This is a genomic window from Jatrophihabitans cynanchi (genome assembly GCF_027247405.1).
In the GTDB taxonomy this organism is placed as follows: domain Bacteria; phylum Actinomycetota; class Actinomycetes; order Mycobacteriales; family Jatrophihabitantaceae; genus Jatrophihabitans_B; species Jatrophihabitans_B cynanchi.
The window spans coordinates 2,633,466-2,649,593 of sequence record NZ_CP097463.1; the positions used below are offsets into that span (position 1 = coordinate 2,633,466).

The window sequence follows — 16,128 nt, forward strand, 5'->3', positions numbered from 1 at the left end:
TCAGCTAACCCGTGTGATAGCTCTGGACGAGCGCGGTGATGATCAGGCCCCAGCCGTCGACCAGGACGAACAGCAGCAACTTGAACGGCAGTGACACCGACACGGGCGGCAACATCATCATGCCGAGCGACATGAGCGACGAGGACACGACGAGGTCGATGATCACGAACGGCACGTAGACGACGAAGCCGATGATCATGGCGGCGCGCAGCTCGGAGAGCACGAAAGCCGGGATGATCGTGGTGAGCTCCAGCTTGGACTTGTCCGGCGGGTTGGGCAGGTTGCCGGCGCGCAGCATCAGGGCGATCTCCTGCGGCCGGGTGTGCGCCAGCATGAACTCGCGCAGTGGGGCGATGCCGTCGGTCCAGGCGACCGACCGGCTCTTGGTGCCGTTGAGGTAGGGCTGGATCCCGAGCTTGTTGACCTTGGTCAGCACCGGCCCCATCACGAACAGCGACAGGAACAGCGAGAGCCCGGCGAGCACCTGGTTGGGCGGCACCGACTGCAGGCCGAGCGCGTTGCGGGTCAGCGACAGCACGATGAAGATCTTGGTGAAGCTGGTGACCAGCAGCAGCAGCGACGGCGCGACCGAGAGCACCGTGACCAGCATCAGGATGCTGATCGACTGGCTCGGCTTGCCGCCGACGTTCACCGTGACGGTGCCGGGGTCCGGCGCCGTGGGCGCCTTGGGGGCGGTCGGGGCGGCCGGCGCGGTCGGTGCCAATGCCGCCGGTGCGCTCAAGGCGGCCGGTGCGGTCAGCGCCTGGCGCGCCGACCCCAGCGTCACCGCGGCGGCCGCCGGAGCGGCCGAGACCGGCGCGGCGTCCGCGCGTTGCGTGCCGTTCAGACCGAAGAACCAGACCGCGCCGAGCAGCGTGAGCAGCAGCAGCCCGACCCGTGTTGCCATGCGTCCTGTCGCGACCTCTGGGCGTCCGTGCCCTTCTGTGGCCCGACCGGACCTCACGTCTTCCGGGCGGTGAGGTCGCGGAGGGACTCGACGGTCTGCTTCCAGGTGCTGAGGGACAGGGCGGAGCCGGCCAGGGCCGGCCGGCCCGCGCGTTCGGGCCGCTCGGCCGGTTCGGGCCGGGTGCGCGGCACGCGTGCCGGTTCGGGGCGCGCCGGGCGTGCGGGGCGGGCCGCGCGTGCCGGCCGGAGGGTGCGTGCGGGGCGGGCCGGTTCGGCGGCCTGCAGGCTGGCCTCGGCCGCCTGCAGATCGGTCTCGCCGAGGACGGTGATCTGTCCGTCGGTCACGCCCACGATCAGCGCCTGGTCCATGACCCGGACGACGGCCACCGAAGCGCTCCGGGACAGCTGTTGGCGCGAGAGGACGTCGATGATCCGTCCGCCGCGCCCCCGGCCGCCCGGTCCGCGCTTGACGCGACGTGCGATCAGCCACATCAGCCCGAGGACGAACGCGAGCGAGAGGAGCAGGCGGCCCACCACCGCCACGGTGTTCATGGTGCGGCCTACCGCCCGGAGTCGTCGTTGACGACGTGGGTGATCCGCAGCCCGTAGTTCTCGTCGACCACGACCACCTCGCCGCGCGCGATCAGCCGGCCGTTGACGTACAGGTCGGCGGGGGAGCCCGCGCCGCGATCCAGTTCGATCACCGTGCCGGTGCGCAGCGAGAGCAGGTCGTTGACGGTCATCCGGGCACGCCCGAGTTCGGCGGTCGCATCCATCTCGACGCCGCGGAGCAGGTCGAGCCGCTCGGCCGGTGGCCGCAGCGCCTCGGCGGGCACCGGCTCGGCGGGCGTGTCGATGCCCACGGCGACGGTGGCGCGCACGGAGCTCACGCCGTGCAGCGGGAGCGCGGCGGCGTCGGCGCGGGCGAGTACCCGGCGCAGGGCCAGCTTGGCGTCCAGCTCCTGGGCCGGGCCCAGCACGATCGAGCCCATCGCGGCGGCAGCCGCGTCCAGGGCGGGCGCCAGCGCCGGCAGCAGCTCCAGCGCGCCCAGGCCGGACTCGCGCAGTGCGGTGCCCAGTTCGCCGTCGACGACCAGCAGCAGTTCACCCTCGGCCGACCCGCTGAACGGGGCGATGACGGCGACTCCGTCCAGTTCCGTGGCGGCGACGTCGCGGCTCGGCTCGCCGGGGCGCAGCGGCTCACCGCTCGCCAGCGTGGCGGCGACGGCGCCGCCGGCGGCGGCGAGCAGGCCCAATGCCGTGCTCGTGAGTGCAGTGGTCACGCGTGCTCCTGGGTGGTCTTGACGATGAGCGCTGCCAGGCGGTTGCCCGACTTCCCGGCGACGGCGTGGGCGAAGGCGACGCCGCCGGCCTGGACGGTGAGGGGGACGCCGACGCGGTGCGTCAGCGGCAGGACGTCGCCGGTGCTGAGGGTGAGGATCTGCTCGGGGCTCAAGGACACCGGGGCGAAGTGCACGGAGACGTTCAGCGGGACGTCGCCGAGCCGCTCGCGCAGCCGCTCCGCCGTCGCAGCGGACGCCAGGATCGCGTCCTCGCTCTCCTGCTGGCTGCGCTGGGCGCTCAGGCGCGGCAGCACCGCGGCGAGCGGGAGGCAGAGGGTGAACCGACCGGACTCGGCGCCGATGACCATGTCGAACTCCCCGACGATGACCGCGTCGGTTGCGGTGGCCGCCTGCACGAACTGCGGGTTGTACTCGATCAGCCCCAGCGACGGCGTAACCGGCACGATCGGCTCGAGGGCATAGCGCAGCGTGGCCAGCATCTGCTCCAGCAGGCCGCGCATCAGGGTGGTCTCGATGTCGGTGAGCGGGCGGGCGACCTGGGTGCCGCCGGGGCCGCCGAGCATGTGGTCGATCGCGGCCTGCGCGATCGGCAGCCCGAACTCGAGCACGCCGGTGCCGGCGAGCGGCGGCAGCGATACCGGCGCGAGCAGGGTCTGCGTGTCGAGGCCGGTGACGTACTCCTCGTAGCTCTGCTGGGTGATCTCGCGCAGGCCCAGCTGGCAGACCTGCCGCAGCCCGCTCGTCAACTGTGTCGTCATCCGCCTGGCGAACGTCTCGTACGCCATCTCGAGCATCCGGATGTGCTCGCGCGACAGCTTGGACGGCCGGCGGAAGTCGTACGGAACGACCGAACCGCGGGCGCGACCGCGCGCGGTTTCGCCCAGTTCGCGGACGGAGTTGATCGGCACGTCCCGACCTATCGGCAGGCCGCCGGTGCACCTGAGGGACGGTGTGAAATCAGTGTCAAATGCACTGTCCGGCGCTGCGTCCGCGCCGCGCGTTCGAGGTCACTGGGTGACGAACTGGGTCACGAAGACGTCGAACACCTCCCCGGGGTAGGCGTCCTTGATCTTGTTCAGCAGCTGGTCGGTCAGCGCCTTGCGGGCCTTGTTGGTGCTCAGCGAGGCGACCGTCCGGTTGCTGAACTCGTCGATCACCAGCTCGGCCGCGTGGCTGGTGGAGAAGGCGTCGCTGGTGGCCTTGCCCTTCACCAACTGGATGGCGACGGCGATCTTGAGGTAGTGCCCGCCGGTGAGGTTGAGCGTGGTCGCGTCCATCGTGACCACCTCGCCGCCGCTCGGCGGCACCACCGGGGTCGGCTTGAGGAAGGTGTACGCGCCGCCGCCGACGGCGAGCACCGCTGCGACGGCGATGATGAACTTCTTGGACTTGAACAGGCTCTTCTTGGGCGCCTTCGCCTTCTCCTCCGGCTCGGCGCTGGGCTTCGACCCGGTGCCCGCGGCGCCACGTCCGGCACCAGCCGGGCGCTGCGATCCCAGGGTGCGGTTCTCTCGGTTCGCGGTAGCAGTCATCTTCCTCGCTCCAGTTCTCAGTTGTCGGCGCCGGCGGCCTGCAAGGCGTCCCCGGCGGCAGCGGGCAGGGACGAGAGCACGACGATCTCGACGCGGCGGTTAAGGGTGATCGAGCGCGGGTCGCTCGCCGGGTACAGCGGCCGCTGGTCGGAGTAGCCCACGGCCGAGAGCCGCGACTGCGCGATCCCGGCGGTGATCAGGTAGCGGACGACCGCCGAGGCGCGGGCCGAGGACAGCTCCCAGCCGCTCGGGTACGGGGCGGTGCTGACCTTCTCCTGGTTGGTGTGCCCGTCGACCTCGATGTTGTGCGGGCTGTGCAGCAGCGGCGGGGCGATCACCGACAGGATGTGCTGGCCCTCGCGCAGCAGGTTCGCGCTGTTCCCGGGGAACACCAGGGCGTTGGTGACGACCGTGATGATCAGCCCGCGGCGGTCGATCGCGAACTGCACCGCCCCCGACATGCCGCCCCGCTTGAGCGCGCTGTTGATCGCCGCCTCGATGTGCTTGTAGTCCTGGACCTCGGCGTCGACCTTGGCGGTGTAGTCGGCCGGCGGGACATCGGAGTTCTTGGGCTTGGAGTCGTTGGCCGCCTTGTCGGCCTGCGGCGGGGTCACCGGCACGCCCGGCATCAGCTGGTCGGCGCCGTTCTGCTCGGCCGAGTTCTCGTTCAGCGCGTTGCCGCCGGACAGCACGCCGGTCGGGCCGGAACCGAACGCGGACGACAGCGAACTGCGCAGCGCGATGAACTTGGACGTGTTCACGACGGAGATCGAGAACAGCACGATGAACAGCACGAGCAGCAGGGTGAGCATGTCGGCGTAGGTCACCAGCCAACGCTCCGCGCCACCCTCCTCGCCACCGCCCTCGACACCCTTGCGCCGGGCCCGCCGAGCGGTGGCCGAGCGACCCGGCCGCGCCATCAGGCCACGTCCTTCTGCGGCTGCTCGACGCTCGGCAGCATGCTCTGCAGCTTCTGCGCGACCAGGCGCGGGTTGGAGCCGGCCTGGATCGCCAGCACGCCCTCGATGGTCAGCTCCATCTGCTCGCACTCGCTCTCGCTGATCCGCTTGAGGCGGTTGGCGATCGGGAACCAAAAGATGTTCGCGTTCAGCACGCCCCACAGGGTGGCGACGAACGCTCCGGCGATCTTCTCGCCCAGCGAGTTCGGATCGGACAGGCTGCCCAGCACGTGGACCAGGCCGAGCACGGTGCCGATGATGCCGATGGTGGGCGAGTAGCCGCCCATGTCGTGGAACAGCTTCGCGGCGGCGTGGTCCGCGGCGCGCTTGGTGTCGACCTCGGCCCCGAGGATCTCGGCCACCTCGTCCGCGTCCGTGCCGTCGATCGCCATCTCCAGCGCCCGCTTCAGGAACGGGTCCTCGACCGCGCCGACGTCGCCCTCGAGCGCCAGCAGGCCCTCGCGGCGGGCCCGCTCGGCCATCTTGACGATGATCGCGACGCTCTCGTGCGGCGGGGTGACCTTCGCCTTGAACGCGCGGATCAGCGACTTCGGCAGGTTCTTGGCCTCGGCCATCACGGTGCCGGCGACGGCCGCGCCGATCGTGCCGGCGAACACGAGGATCATCGGCGGGATCAGGAACATCGAACCGATGTTCCCGCCCTCCATGATCATCGAGACGAGGATGGCGCCGAGCGCGAGGCCGATGCCGATCAGGGTTGCCGGATCCATCACTGATCACCTTGACGGAGCGCCACGACGGTCGGTCGGGTCGGCGCGTTCTCCTTGGGCCGTGGCACGGGCTGGCGGAAGTCGGGCGGAACCTGGGCGGCGTGGATGATGTCGGCGCGGTAGTCGCGAATGAGCTGGGTCAGCTCCTCGAGCGACTCGCGGATCACGTACTTGCTGCCGTTCACGAGCGTCACGACGGTGTCCGGCGTGGCCTCGGCGCGTTCGATGAGATCGGGGTTCAGCGCGAAGACCGGGCCGCTCAGTCTGGTTAGCTGCAACACGGTGTCCGTCCTTGGAGGATTGCGCGAGGCCGTCCGTGGCCTCTTCACGGATACTGTCGGCACGTCCGGGCCGACCTTGAGGTGCCGGGCGTCCCGGCCGGGGAGGCGACCGAAAGGCCGGACGGACACCGAGTGGCCACTTGCAGCCGACCACTGGGGCTGCAGGTGACCACTCGGCGGGGGGGCTGTGCGGTGCTCAGTTCTTCAGGTTGACCAGCGTCTGCAGCACCTCGTCGGACGTGGTGATGACCTTCGAGTTCGCCTGGAAGCCGCGCTCGGAGATGATCAGGTTCGTCAGCTCCTGGGACAGGTCGACGTTGCTCATCTCGACGTAGCCGGAGCTGATGCTGCCGCGCGAACCGCTCTTCGGCGCGCCGACGGCGGCCGTGCCGGAGTTGGCCGAGGCGGCGTACGCCGAGTCGCCCACCTTCTGCAGGCCGTTCGGGTTGGTGAACGTCGCGAGGGCCACCTGGGCCAGCTTGGTGGTCACGCCCGCCGAGTCGACGGCGTTGACGTTGCCCGCCGAGTCGATGCTCCACGAAACGTAGGTACCGCTGTTGAGCGCGGCCAGGTTCACGTCGGTGGGTGCGGCGGGCGGGGTCGCCGGGGACATCCAGCCCATGGCCATCGAGCCGTCCGGGGTGACCAGGTTGCCGGCCGAGTCCAGCGTGAAGTTGCCGGCGCGGGTGAACAGCTGCTGGCCGCCCTTGTCGATCATGAAGAAGCCGTCGCCGTTGATCAGCATGTTGCTGGTCACGCCGGTGGCCTGGCTGGCGCCCTGCGTGAAGTTCAGCTGGGTGCCGGCGAGCTTCACGCCGAGGCCGACCTGCTGGGCGTTCGTCCCGCCGACGCCGCCGGTGGGGCCGCCCGCGCCGGTGAGGGTCTGGCTCAACGTGTCCTCGAAGACGGTGTGGCTGCTCTTGTAACCGGTGGTGTTGACGTTCGCGACGTTGTTGGCGGTGACATCCAGCATCTGCTGGTGCGCACCGAGTCCGGCGATGCCGGTGAACAGGGACCGCAGCATGAGAACTCCTTGGGGGTATGGGGTGCTGTGGATTTCGGGGGGCCGGAGACCCGGCGGTGGCTTGGCTGCGTGCTCGTGCGGCTAGGGCGCCGTGGGCGCCGCGCTCACCTCCAGCACGCTGGAGAGCGGGACGCTGGTGTCACCGACGTGCAGGGTGGCTCCGGTGGCCAGGATCGAGGCCGAGTCGACGACGCCCTTGACCTGCATCCCGGAGCTGTCGGCGTAGGTGATCTGCTTGCCGATCAGCGAGGTGGCCGCCTGTGCCTGCTGGGCGCTGGCGAGCGAGGTGAGCGTCGAGGACATCGACGTCATCGTCTGGACCTGGCTGAGCATCGCGGTCTGGTTCATGAACGAGGACGTGTCGACCGGGTTGGTCGGGTCCTGGTACTGAAGCTGCGCGACGAGCAGCTGCAAGAACGCCTGCGGGTCGAGCAGGCTCTTCTGGCTGCCGGCGGTGGCCGCCGCCGCGGTGTCCTTCGGCGCGGTCGTCGGGTCGATCGTGCCGACGGCGGCGGTGCCGCCCACGGGTGACGTCATGAGTTCTCCTCGTCTTTCACAGCAGCCGGTCGAGCGCGGCGTCCTGGGCCGGTCGACGACGTTCGGGGGCGGTGGTGGTCTGCTCGGGCGCGCGGTGCCTGCCGGAGGGCTGGTCCTGGCCGGGGGCCTGCTGTTGACCGGCGTGGCCCGGATCCTGCGACGGGCCGCCGAACTGCACGTCCACCCCGCCGAACCCGGCACCGGCGAGCTGCTGGTGCAGCGTCGGCAGTGCCGCGGTGACGGCTGCCCGGGCCGCGTCGCTCGAGCAGGCGACGGTGACGGTGAGCTGGTCGCCGTGCAGGGTCGCGGAGACGTTGACGGCGCCCAGTTCGGCCGGGTGCAGCGAGACGGTGAGCTCGTGCGAGCCGTCGCCGTGGGAGCGCAGCCGGGCGAGCGCGCCGCTCAGTTCGGGCTGCGGGTCGATGAACCGGCCGGCGTAGCCGGGCGCCGGCGCGGCGACGGGCGGCAGGGAGGGCGCGGACGGTGCGGCGGGCGCTGCCGTCGGCGCCGGTGCGGCCCCCAGTTGGGTGGGGGCGGCGGGCGTCGATGCGTCGCCGTCGATCGGCTGCTGCGGGGTGACGTGGGTGCGCTTGCCGCCCTTTGCCGTGGCCTCGAGTGCCGCGGTTCCCGGTGCTGCCGTGCCGAGTGCCGTGCCGAGTGCCGTGGTGGGCGTTGTGGCCGCGCCGGGCAGGACCGGCCCGGCCGTGCCCGGAGCCGGCCGCGCCGAGCCGGGGTCGGCCGGTTGGGCGGCGCCGTCGGGTCCGGTGACCGGCAGGCCGATCGCAGTGCTGCCCGGCTGCGTGCCCGGGCCACCCGCATGCGGCGCGGCCGGGGTGCTGCCCGGCTGCGCGCCGGGGGCTGCGCGGCCGGTCAGCGCGGCCGCGAACCCGGCGTGTCCCGCGGCGGGCGCCGGCCGGGCGGTCGTGGACGTGCTGCCTGCAGGGAGCGCGCCGGCCGCAGCCGTCGCGATCGCGGTCGAGGCGGCACCGGCGGTGCCGGCCGCCGCAGTAGCGGCGATCGCGTCGGCAGCGGATCCGGCCGCGCCCGAGACGGCCAGTGGGACGGTTCCCCCGGTCGCGAGAACCGTCGCCACCAGCGTTCCGGCCACCTCGGTGGCCGGAGTCTGTGCGGAGCTGTCGTCGGCTGCGTGCCGCCCGGGCTTGCCCGGACCGGCGGTCGGCGTTGCGGTCGCGGGCGAGCCCGGGTCGGTGCCCGCGGCCGGCGAGCCGGCCAGGACGGACAGCAGCCCGGCGAACGTCGAGTCGCCGGGTGTGTCGTCGCCGGAGCCCGGCCCCGAGCCCGTCCTGGCGGCACCGGCCGGCGCCGCCCCGACCGGGCCCAGCAGCGCGGCGGTCATGCCGCGCCCGCGGGGTGAGAGCGGGATGGGCTGGTCATGGCCTGTTCGCCTCCTGGGTTGAGTGCGCTCATGCCCCGCTCGCCAACATCGCGGTGATCCGGTGCACGTAGTTCTGGGTCTCGGCGTAGGGCGGGATGCCGCCGTACTGTTGCACCGCCCCCGAGCCCGCGTTGTACGCGGCCAGCGCCAGCGGGACGGAGCCGAATCGCGACAGGTTGCCGGACATGATCGTGGCGGCCGCGTTGATCGCCTGGTCCGGGTCGAACGCGTTGACGCCGAGGCCGGCGGCGGTCGACGGCATCAGCTGCATCAAGCCCTGAGCCCCGGCGGGGCTGACCGCGCGGACGTTGCCGCCGGACTCCTGCTGCGCCATGGCCGCGAGCAGGCCGCGGGGCAGACGGTGCTTGGCCTCGGCCGCGGCGAACTGGTCGGCGAACGCGGCGACGGACGAGGAGAGCCCGGCGGCGGTGAGCTGTTGGGCAGGGACGCCGGCGGTCGCCGCCGTGCTGCCCGTGGCTGCCGCGGCGCTGGGCAGGATGCGGCGGATCGACGTCGGCTTCTGGTAGACGTCGGTGATGTGCACCGTCTTGCCCGGCTCGGGTGACTCGATCAGCTTGTTGTCGCCGAGGTAGATGGCGATGTGGTAGGCCGGGTTGCCGAAGGTCAGCAGGTCACCCGGCTGGGCCTGCGCGAGCGAGGGCACCTCGGTGCCCTCGTGTGCCTGGTCGGCGGCGATGCGCGGCAGGTCGATGCCGAGCTTGTGGTAGCTGGCCTGGACGAGGCCGGAGCAGTCGATGCCGGACCTCGACTCGCCGCCCCACACGTAGGGGACGCCGAGGTAGGTCTTCGCCTCGGCGACCACGTCGGCACCGGTCACCGCGCCGGTGGCCGAACCGGCGGTCGCCGAACCGGCGGTGGCGGCCGCCGCGGGGGCGGTTGCGCCGGCCAGCTCCGCGGCGAACCGGCTGCCGCCGATGGGCGCGCCGGGCGCCGGTGCCGACACCGAGGCGATCAGCGACTGGAGCTGCGCGATGTGCGCGGTGATCTGCGACAGCGCGGTGGCCGGTGCGGTCATGACGGGTTCCCGTCCCGATGCACCCGGGCCGCGACCTCGTCCAGCTCCTGCTGGGCGGCGCGTGCCGTGCGGGCCTGCTCACCGGCGAGTTCGCGCTCGTGCAGTTCCTCGGCGCTGCGCCGAGCGCGGGCGGCCGCCCCGAGCGTTACCCGCTGGTTGTCGACCTCGCCGTCGGCGCGGTCGGCAGCACGGGCCGCGGCGGCGTGGGTCGCGGCCGCGGCCTGCAGCGCCACGGCGGCCGCGACGAACGCGGGCGCCGACTGCTGGGCGTCGGCAGCGACCAGCGAGTCGAGCCGGTCGGCGTCGTAGCGCACGCGGGCGTGCGCGTTGTGCGAGATGCGCTGCGCGGTGGCCAGGCGGGCCTTGGCGTTGTCCTCCTGCAGCTGGCGCGCGCGCACCAGGCTGGTCAGCCACTTCGGGCTCATTCGGGCTGACCCCCGTCCAGCAGGGCGCCGAGCGCGGCCCATGAGTCGGCCGCCGAGGACAGTTGATGCAGGTCCTGCTGCAAGAACGCCTCCACCGACGGCCAGAGTGCGAGCGCCCGGTCGGCGGCGGGGTTGGTGCCGTGCACATAGGCGCCGATCTCGACGAGTTCCTTCACGTCGCGGCGGGCGTCGATCAGCTTGCGGACCTCGCGGGCCGCGGTGCGCTGCTCGTGGGTCGTGATCGCGCCGACGACGCGCGACACCGAGGACAGCACGTCGATGGCGGGAAAGTGCCCGGCGTTGGCGAGCTTGCGGTCGAGCATGATGTGCCCGTCCAGGATCGAGCGGGCGGTGTCTGCGATCGGCTCGTTGTGGTCATCGCCCTCGACCAGCACGGTGTACAGGCCGGTGATCGACCCGACCGCGGATGCGCCGGCGCGCTCGAGCAGTTGCGGCAGCATGGCGAAGACCGACGGCGGGTAGCCGCGGGTCGTCGGCGGCTCGCCGGCGGACAGCCCGATCTCGCGCTGGGCCATGGCCAGCCGGGTGACGCTGTCCATGAGCAGCAGCACCTCGCGGCCGGTGTCCCGGAACCACTCGGCGATACGGGTCGCGACGAACGCCGCGCGCAGTCGCACCATCGGCGGCTGGTCGGACGTCGCGACGACGACGACCGCGTTGCGCAGTCCTTCGGGCCCCAGGTCGTCCTCGAGGAACTCGCGGACCTCGCGGCCACGCTCGCCGACCAGGGCGAGCACGGTGACGTCCGCCTGGGTGCCGCGCGTGATCATCGACATCAGGCTCGACTTGCCGACGCCGCTGCCGGCGAAGATGCCCATGCGCTGGCCGCGGCCGACCGGGGTCAGCGTGTCGATCGCGCGCACGCCCAGCGGCAGCGGCGTGTTCACCCGCTGCCGGGTCATCGCGTCCGGCGGAGTGGAGTCGACGCCGGTGCGGATCAGGCCGGACGGCAGCCGGGACCCGTCCAGCGGGCGGCCCAACCCGTCCAGGACGCGGCCGAGCAGCGACTCGCCGACCGCGACGGCCATCGGGCCGCCGGTGGCCAGCACCCGGTCGCCGGCACCGATGCCGGTGAGCGCGCCGAGCGGCAGGCAGGTGGCGGCGCCGTCCTGCACGGCGACGACCTCAGCCGGGGTGGCGGGGGCGCCGATCAGCACGACGTCGCCGACGCGGGCCGGCACACCGCGCACGGTCACCGACAGGCCGCGCACCTCGGCGACCTCGCCGGACAGTTGCGGCAGCCCGGCACTGACGGCGTCGTCGACGCTGTGCCGCACCCGGTCCAGGACGGACATGCTTGTCATGCGGGGTCCCCGCGCAAGTGCGGAGCGTTCCTTGCAGAGCAGTTTCGTGGGGCGTTCATGGAGCGAGCACCTCGCGGACGCGCTCCAGTGCGGCCCCGAGGCGGGCGTCGATCGAGGTGGCGCCGCTGCGGGCGAGCGCATCGCCCGGCGCCAGCGTGTCGTCGGCCCCGAACGTGATCGCCCGGCCGCCCTCGGTGCGCGTGGTGCCTTCGGCCCCGAGCGCCGCGAGGTCGGCGGGATGCAAGGTGACGCGGACGTCCTCGTCGCTGGGCGCGAGCGAGAGCGCTCGGGCCACGGCCGCGTTCGAGCGCAACTGCTCGTCGGCGAGGGTCCGGCCGATGAGCGCCTCGGCGATCGCGAACGCGGAGGACAGGATCAGCTGCTCGATCTGCTCGGCGGCCGGGACGGCGCGCTGCTCGAGCGCCCCGGCGGCCCGGTCGATCGCGGTGATCGCCTGGGCGAGCGCGGCACGCCGCGTTGCGCTCGCGCGATCGCGGTCAGCGGCCGCGACGTGTGCCTCGGCGTCGGCCACCAGCCGGGCGGCGCGGATGCCACTCGCCCAGCCGGCCGCGTACCCGGCGGCCTGGGCGGCGGCGCGGGCCGGGGCGAGCAGTTCGTCCGGGACGCCGGCGCGCGGTGCGATCTCGAAGACCGTGGCGGCTGCCTCGGGACGAACGGCGTCGGCCACGAAGGTGACGGCCGCGGCGGGGGGCGGGACCTGGCCGGTGCGCAGCTCGGCCAGCTCGAACTGCGGTGCCAGCTCAGGCGACGAACGCATCCTCATCACCCCTTCCGACGATGATCTGGCCGGACTCCTCCAGCTCGCGGATGATCCGGACGATGCCGGCCTGCGCCTCCTCGACGACGTGCACGCGCACCGGGCCGAGCACCTCCACCTCTTCGGCGAGGTTGAGCGCCGCGCGCTCGGACATGTTCTGCATGATCCGGTTGCGCACCGAGTCCGCCACGCCCTTGAGCGCGGTGGCCAGGTCGTTCGTCTGCACCTGGCGCAGCACCAGTTGGATCGCGCGATCGTCCAGGCTGACCAGGTCCTCGAACATGAACATCTGGCTGCGGACCTGTTCGGCGAGTGCCGGGTCGAGCTGGTCCAGGCCTTCGAGCAGCATCTTCTCGGTGCCGCGGTCGGCGCGGTTGATGATCTCGACCAGCGGGCCGAGGCCGCCCACGGTGGACAGGTCGCTGGCCAGGCCGAGCGAGGACAGCCGGCGCTCGAGCGCGGACTCGACCTGGCGGATCAGGTCCGGCGAGGTGCGGTCCATCACCGCGATGCGGTGGGCGACGGTCGCCTGCAGGTCGCGCTGCAGGCCGGCGAGCACGTTCGAGGCGAGCCCGGCGGGCAGGTGCGCGAGCACCAGCGCGATCGTCTGGGGATGCTCGTCGGCGAGGAAGGACGTGACCTGGCGGGCGTCCAGGTTCTGCATGAAGGCGAACGGCAGTTCGACGAAGCTCTGCGAGAGCCGGTCCAGGATCTCGGTGCCGCGCGCCTCGCCGACCGCGGAGAGAAGCAGCTCGCGGGCCAGGTCCATGCCGCCGCGCGTCGTGGCGCCGCCGTTGGCCAGCACGCCGGCGAACTCGCCGAGCACCGCCGAGGCGACGTCGGGCGGCACGCTGCCGATGCGGGCGATCTCAGCACCGAGGTCCTCCAGTTCGGCCTCGCTGAGCTGGCCGAGCACGCGCGCGGACTCCTCGCGGCCGAGCTGCAACACCAGGATCGCGGCCTTCTGCCGTCCGCTCATACCGAGCAGCGGATCGGGGCCCGAGGGCGGGGTCGGCAGCGCGATCGGCAGCGGCACCGGGGCGGCGGCGAACTCCTCGAGCGGCAGGGAAAGGACCGAGGCTTCGGTCATGGCTAGTTCTCCCTCGAGTTGAGCCAGCCGGACAGCACCCGGGCGACGTCGTCGGGCTGTTCGTCGGCGAGCGTGACCAGGGCGTGCCTGCGGGCGGCGGCCTCATGGATCTCGTTGGTGAGTGCGTTGTGCTCCGGAGCGGGCGCCGGGGCGACGGGCGCGTCCGGCAGCGGCAGCAGGTCGTCGAAGAACTGCGCATCGCCGTCGTCACGCTTCTTGCGCTTGCGGCCGGCCAGCCAGGTGCCGATGACCAGGGCCACCACCAGGGCACCGAGCGCGCCCTGCTTGACCAGTGACATCAGCTGGTCGTGCGCAGCCTTGTCGGCCGCGGCACGCTTGGCCGCCTCGGCCGCCTGCGCGGCCTGTTGGGCCGCCGAGTTGTCGAACGGCATCGCCTGGACCGCGAGGGTGTCGCCGCGGGTGGCGTCGAAGCCGACGCCGGACTTGACCAGCGACTCGATGGACGCGATGTTCACGTTCTTGACCGAGCCGTCCAGCAGTACCGCGATGGACTGCTTCTTCACGGCGCCCGGCGCGCTCTGGATCGTCTGGGTGACGGTGCCGAGCGCGTTGTTCACGACCTTGTTGGTCTTCTGGTAGCTGCCGGCGCCGTTGGTCGCGGTGCTTCCGACCGCGGGCGTGCCCGCGCCGAGCGTGCCGCCGGAGCCGTTGCCCGTGCCGGTGTACTTCTCGGTCTGCTCCTGCGACGACAGCGGCGGGTTGCTCGGGTTGGACGTGTACGTCTGGCTGGTGGTGCTGGTCTTGTCGAAGTTGAGCACCGAGTTGACCGTGACCACCGCGTGGCCGGTGCCGAGTGCCCGGTCGATCATGTTCTGCAGGCTGGCCGCGACCCGGTTGTCGTAGTCCTGGGTGGCCTGGGTCTGGGTGTCGTTGAAGGCGGCACCGGACAGCCCGTCACCGGGCGCGGCGAGCACCTGGCCGTCGGCGTCGGTGACGGTGACGCCGTCCGAGTCCATGTTCGGTACCGACGAGCTGACCAGGTAGACGATCGACTGGACCTGCTGGCTGGTCAGGTGGGTGCCGGCGCTGGTGGTGAGCATGACGGCTGCGGTGGCCTTCTGGCTGCCGTCGTTGAAGACGTCCTGCTGCGGGATCGCCAGGTGCACCGACGCGGCCTGTACGCCGTTGATGGCCTGGATGGTCTTGCCGAGTTCACCCTCGATGGCGCGCTGGTAGTCGACCTGCTGCTTGAACTCGGAGGTGGTGACACCTTCCTTGTCCAGCAGCGAGTAGCCGGTCTGGCTGGAGCCGGGCAGCCCCGCGGAGCTCATCTTCAGCCGGGTGTCGTAGACCTGGCTCTGCGGCACCATGATCTCGGTGCCGCCGGCGGCGAGCTTGTACGGGACCTTCTCGGAGTTGAGTTTGTCCACGATCGCGCTCGCGTCGCTCGCTGCCAGGTTGGTGTAGAGCGGTGCGTAGGTAGGTGCGGACTTCCACGTCGTGAACAGGTACCCGCCGATGATCAGAGCCAGCGCGGCGGCGATCGTCACGGCCTTCTGTCCGGCCGAGAACGCGCGGAAGTCGTTCCAGAGCTTCTGTCCGAGGCCCTGCAGCTGGTCCTTCATCAGGCCTGCATCCCCATGATCGTGTTGAAGGCGGTGACGGCCTTGCTCTGCAGCGTCGAGGCGAGCTGGGTCATCAAGGTCGCCTGGGTCGTCGCGATGGTCAGCTGCGCCGGGTCGACGAGCTGGCCGGTCGCCGCCTGCACGGCGAGGCTGTCGGCGTTGGCCTGCGCGCCGGTGACGGCATCGAGGCCGTGGCCGAGCGCGGTGGCGAAGTCGGCGCCGCTGGTGGTCGGTGGCTGCGTCGCCGCGGCCGGTGCGGCGGCACCGAGCGGCGCGATGGCGCCGATGGGCGCGATGGGCACGACCACGTCAGATCCCCTTGCCGATGGCGATGGCCGACTGGTAGACGTCCTTGGCGCGGTCGACGACGGTGGCGTTGGCCTGGAACGCGCGCTGGGCCATGATCAGATTCCCCATCTGCTGGCTCATGTCGATGTCGGGCCGGCGGACATACCCCTGCGCGTCCGCCTGCGGGTCCTCGGGTGCGTACGTCAAGATCCCCTGGGCGCTGGACTCCGGCAGCCCGGTCACGTGCACGCCGCCGCCCACGCCCTCCGCGTCGCTCGGCAGCGCCTCGGCCTGCACGAACTGGGCCTGGAAGGCCGGTCCCGAGGTCGGCGAGGTGTCGTTGACGTTCGCGATGTTGTTCGCGATGGTGTCGATCCAGGTGCGATAGGTCGACAGGCCGGTGCCCGCGGTGCCGATTGCTTCGAACACCGCCGTCAGCCCTTCAACACGGTGCTGATCAGGCCGTACTTGGCGGTGAGTGAGCCGGTGAGCAGTTGCTCCTGTAGCCCGGTCTTGGTCGCGGTGACGATCTCGCTGTCCAGGCTGACGTTGTTGCCGTTGATGCCGGGCGCGTCCGCGGAGTTGGTCGTGCTGATCTCGGCCGACGTCGGGTCGCCGCCGGAGACCGCTGCGGCGAGGCTGGCCTCGAAGTCCACGTTGCGCGCGGTGTAACCCGGGGTCTCCAGGTTGGCGATGTTGTCCGCGGTCACCTGCTGGCGCACGCCGAGACCGTGCACGGCGGTCTGCAAGGTGAGTGATGCGACGTCGTCAAGCACGCGGGCCCTCCCGGGGCAGTACGCGCCGATCCGTCGGCTCTGGTGAGGCAATCCGTCGCTCTGTGGTTGCCAATCGGCTGGGCGGTCCGGAGCTTTAGCGTTCAACTCACGAAGTCTTTACTTCGCCGTGCTGCCCCCGTTGAGTGGCGGGTTC

The 16,128-nt window shown here is 71.8% G+C and carries 20 protein-coding genes; all 20 read right to left on the bottom strand.

Annotated features, from left to right (window positions below; translation table 11 throughout):
• Positions 1-4 precede the first annotated feature (4 nt).
• Positions 5-907, bottom strand: a complete 903-nt coding sequence (gene fliP, locus M6B22_RS12795; protein WP_269441940.1) for a flagellar type III secretion system pore protein FliP — start codon at positions 905-907, stop codon at positions 5-7.
• A 53-nt stretch (positions 908-960) separates the two neighbouring features.
• Positions 961-1,458 (bottom strand): flagellar biosynthetic protein FliO, encoded by a 498-nt coding sequence (locus M6B22_RS12800; protein WP_269441941.1) that lies wholly within the window; start codon positions 1,456-1,458, stop codon positions 961-963.
• An 8-nt stretch (positions 1,459-1,466) separates the two neighbouring features.
• Positions 1,467-2,189, bottom strand: a complete 723-nt coding sequence (gene fliN, locus M6B22_RS12805) for a flagellar motor switch protein FliN (RefSeq protein ID WP_269441942.1) — start codon at positions 2,187-2,189, stop codon at positions 1,467-1,469.
• A complete protein-coding gene (locus M6B22_RS12810; RefSeq protein WP_269441943.1) occupies positions 2,186-3,118 on the bottom strand; it encodes a flagellar motor switch protein FliM in 933 nt (310 codons plus the stop codon). The genes fliN and M6B22_RS12810 overlap by 4 nt, the downstream gene beginning before the upstream one ends.
• A gap of 99 nt (positions 3,119-3,217) precedes the next feature.
• Entirely contained in the window at positions 3,218-3,742 is a 525-nt protein-coding gene (locus M6B22_RS12815) for a flagellar basal body-associated FliL family protein (protein WP_269441944.1), read from the bottom strand.
• 17 nt (positions 3,743-3,759) lie between these two features.
• Positions 3,760-4,662 carry an OmpA/MotB family protein gene (locus tag M6B22_RS12820; protein WP_269441945.1) on the bottom strand — a complete coding sequence of 301 codons (903 nt, stop codon included), beginning with the start codon at positions 4,660-4,662 and terminating at the stop codon, positions 3,760-3,762.
• Positions 4,662-5,432 (bottom strand): motility protein A, encoded by a 771-nt coding sequence (locus M6B22_RS12825; protein WP_269441946.1) that lies wholly within the window; start codon positions 5,430-5,432, stop codon positions 4,662-4,664. Before M6B22_RS12825 ends, M6B22_RS12820 begins: the two co-directional genes overlap by 1 nt.
• Positions 5,432-5,713, bottom strand: coding sequence for a flagellar FlbD family protein (locus tag M6B22_RS12830; RefSeq protein ID WP_269441947.1), 282 nt, complete (start codon positions 5,711-5,713; stop codon positions 5,432-5,434). The genes M6B22_RS12825 and M6B22_RS12830 overlap by 1 nt, the downstream gene beginning before the upstream one ends.
• 196 nt (positions 5,714-5,909) lie before the next feature.
• Positions 5,910-6,737 (bottom strand): flagellar hook-basal body complex protein, encoded by an 828-nt coding sequence (locus M6B22_RS12835; RefSeq protein WP_269441948.1) that lies wholly within the window; start codon positions 6,735-6,737, stop codon positions 5,910-5,912.
• An 81-nt stretch (positions 6,738-6,818) separates the two neighbouring features.
• Entirely contained in the window at positions 6,819-7,274 is a 456-nt protein-coding gene (locus M6B22_RS12840) for a flagellar hook capping FlgD N-terminal domain-containing protein (protein WP_269441949.1), read from the bottom strand.
• Positions 7,275-7,290: 16 nt separating this feature from the next.
• Positions 7,291-8,631, bottom strand: coding sequence for a flagellar hook-length control protein FliK (locus tag M6B22_RS12845; RefSeq protein WP_269441950.1), 1,341 nt, complete (start codon positions 8,629-8,631; stop codon positions 7,291-7,293).
• Between the two features lie 67 nt (positions 8,632-8,698).
• Positions 8,699-9,706 (bottom strand): transglycosylase SLT domain-containing protein, encoded by a 1,008-nt coding sequence (locus tag M6B22_RS12850; RefSeq protein WP_269441951.1) that lies wholly within the window; start codon positions 9,704-9,706, stop codon positions 8,699-8,701.
• Positions 9,703-10,131 carry a hypothetical protein gene (locus tag M6B22_RS12855; protein WP_269441952.1) on the bottom strand — a complete coding sequence of 143 codons (429 nt, stop codon included), beginning with the start codon at positions 10,129-10,131 and terminating at the stop codon, positions 9,703-9,705. The genes M6B22_RS12850 and M6B22_RS12855 overlap by 4 nt, the downstream gene beginning before the upstream one ends.
• The gene (locus M6B22_RS12860; protein ID WP_407935699.1) at positions 10,128-11,447 is read right to left on the bottom strand and encodes a FliI/YscN family ATPase; all 1,320 of its coding nucleotides are present in this window, start codon (positions 11,445-11,447) and stop codon (positions 10,128-10,130) included. Before M6B22_RS12860 ends, M6B22_RS12855 begins: the two co-directional genes overlap by 4 nt.
• A 64-nt stretch (positions 11,448-11,511) precedes the next feature.
• Complete coding sequence (locus M6B22_RS12865; RefSeq protein ID WP_269441954.1) at positions 11,512-12,234, bottom strand: FliH/SctL family protein; 723 nt, start codon at positions 12,232-12,234, stop codon at positions 11,512-11,514.
• Positions 12,218-13,324: a flagellar motor switch protein FliG gene (gene fliG / locus M6B22_RS12870; RefSeq protein ID WP_269441955.1), complete on the bottom strand. Its 1,107-nt coding sequence runs from the start codon at positions 13,322-13,324 to the stop codon at positions 12,218-12,220. The genes M6B22_RS12865 and fliG overlap by 17 nt, the downstream gene beginning before the upstream one ends.
• A gap of 2 nt (positions 13,325-13,326) precedes the next feature.
• Positions 13,327-14,910: a flagellar basal-body MS-ring/collar protein FliF gene (fliF, locus tag M6B22_RS12875; RefSeq protein ID WP_269441956.1), complete on the bottom strand. Its 1,584-nt coding sequence runs from the start codon at positions 14,908-14,910 to the stop codon at positions 13,327-13,329.
• Positions 14,910-15,218: a flagellar hook-basal body complex protein FliE gene (locus tag M6B22_RS12880; protein ID WP_269441957.1), complete on the bottom strand. Its 309-nt coding sequence runs from the start codon at positions 15,216-15,218 to the stop codon at positions 14,910-14,912. The genes fliF and M6B22_RS12880 overlap by 1 nt, the downstream gene beginning before the upstream one ends.
• 1 nt (position 15,219) lies before the next feature.
• Positions 15,220-15,627: a flagellar basal body rod protein FlgC gene (locus tag M6B22_RS12885; protein ID WP_269441958.1), complete on the bottom strand. Its 408-nt coding sequence runs from the start codon at positions 15,625-15,627 to the stop codon at positions 15,220-15,222.
• 5 nt (positions 15,628-15,632) lie between these two features.
• Complete coding sequence (locus M6B22_RS12890; protein WP_269441959.1) at positions 15,633-15,974, bottom strand: flagellar basal body rod protein FlgB; 342 nt, start codon at positions 15,972-15,974, stop codon at positions 15,633-15,635.
• Positions 15,975-16,128 lie beyond the last annotated feature (154 nt).

Coding starts and splice junctions, on each gene's coding strand:
- fliP (WP_269441940.1), bottom strand. CDS start 907: ATGGCAACACGGGTCGGGCTGCTGCTGCTCACGCTGCTCGGCGCGGTC.
- M6B22_RS12800 (WP_269441941.1), bottom strand. CDS start 1,458: ATGAACACCGTGGCGGTGGTGGGCCGCCTGCTCCTCTCGCTCGCGTTC.
- M6B22_RS12815 (WP_269441944.1), bottom strand. CDS start 3,742: ATGACTGCTACCGCGAACCGAGAGAACCGCACCCTGGGATCGCAGCGC.
- M6B22_RS12820 (WP_269441945.1), bottom strand. CDS start 4,662: ATGGCGCGGCCGGGTCGCTCGGCCACCGCTCGGCGGGCCCGGCGCAAG.
- M6B22_RS12825 (WP_269441946.1), bottom strand. CDS start 5,432: ATGGATCCGGCAACCCTGATCGGCATCGGCCTCGCGCTCGGCGCCATC.
- M6B22_RS12835 (WP_269441948.1), bottom strand. CDS start 6,737: ATGCTGCGGTCCCTGTTCACCGGCATCGCCGGACTCGGTGCGCACCAG.
- M6B22_RS12840 (WP_269441949.1), bottom strand. CDS start 7,274: ATGACGTCACCCGTGGGCGGCACCGCCGCCGTCGGCACGATCGACCCG.
- M6B22_RS12845 (WP_269441950.1), bottom strand. CDS start 8,631: ATGACCGCCGCGCTGCTGGGCCCGGTCGGGGCGGCGCCGGCCGGTGCC.
- M6B22_RS12850 (WP_269441951.1), bottom strand. CDS start 9,706: ATGACCGCACCGGCCACCGCGCTGTCGCAGATCACCGCGCACATCGCG.
- M6B22_RS12855 (WP_269441952.1), bottom strand. CDS start 10,131: ATGAGCCCGAAGTGGCTGACCAGCCTGGTGCGCGCGCGCCAGCTGCAG.
- M6B22_RS12860 (WP_407935699.1), bottom strand. CDS start 11,447: ATGTCCGTCCTGGACCGGGTGCGGCACAGCGTCGACGACGCCGTCAGT.
- M6B22_RS12865 (WP_269441954.1), bottom strand. CDS start 12,234: ATGCGTTCGTCGCCTGAGCTGGCACCGCAGTTCGAGCTGGCCGAGCTG.
- fliG (WP_269441955.1), bottom strand. CDS start 13,324: ATGACCGAAGCCTCGGTCCTTTCCCTGCCGCTCGAGGAGTTCGCCGCC.
- fliF (WP_269441956.1), bottom strand. CDS start 14,910: ATGAAGGACCAGCTGCAGGGCCTCGGACAGAAGCTCTGGAACGACTTC.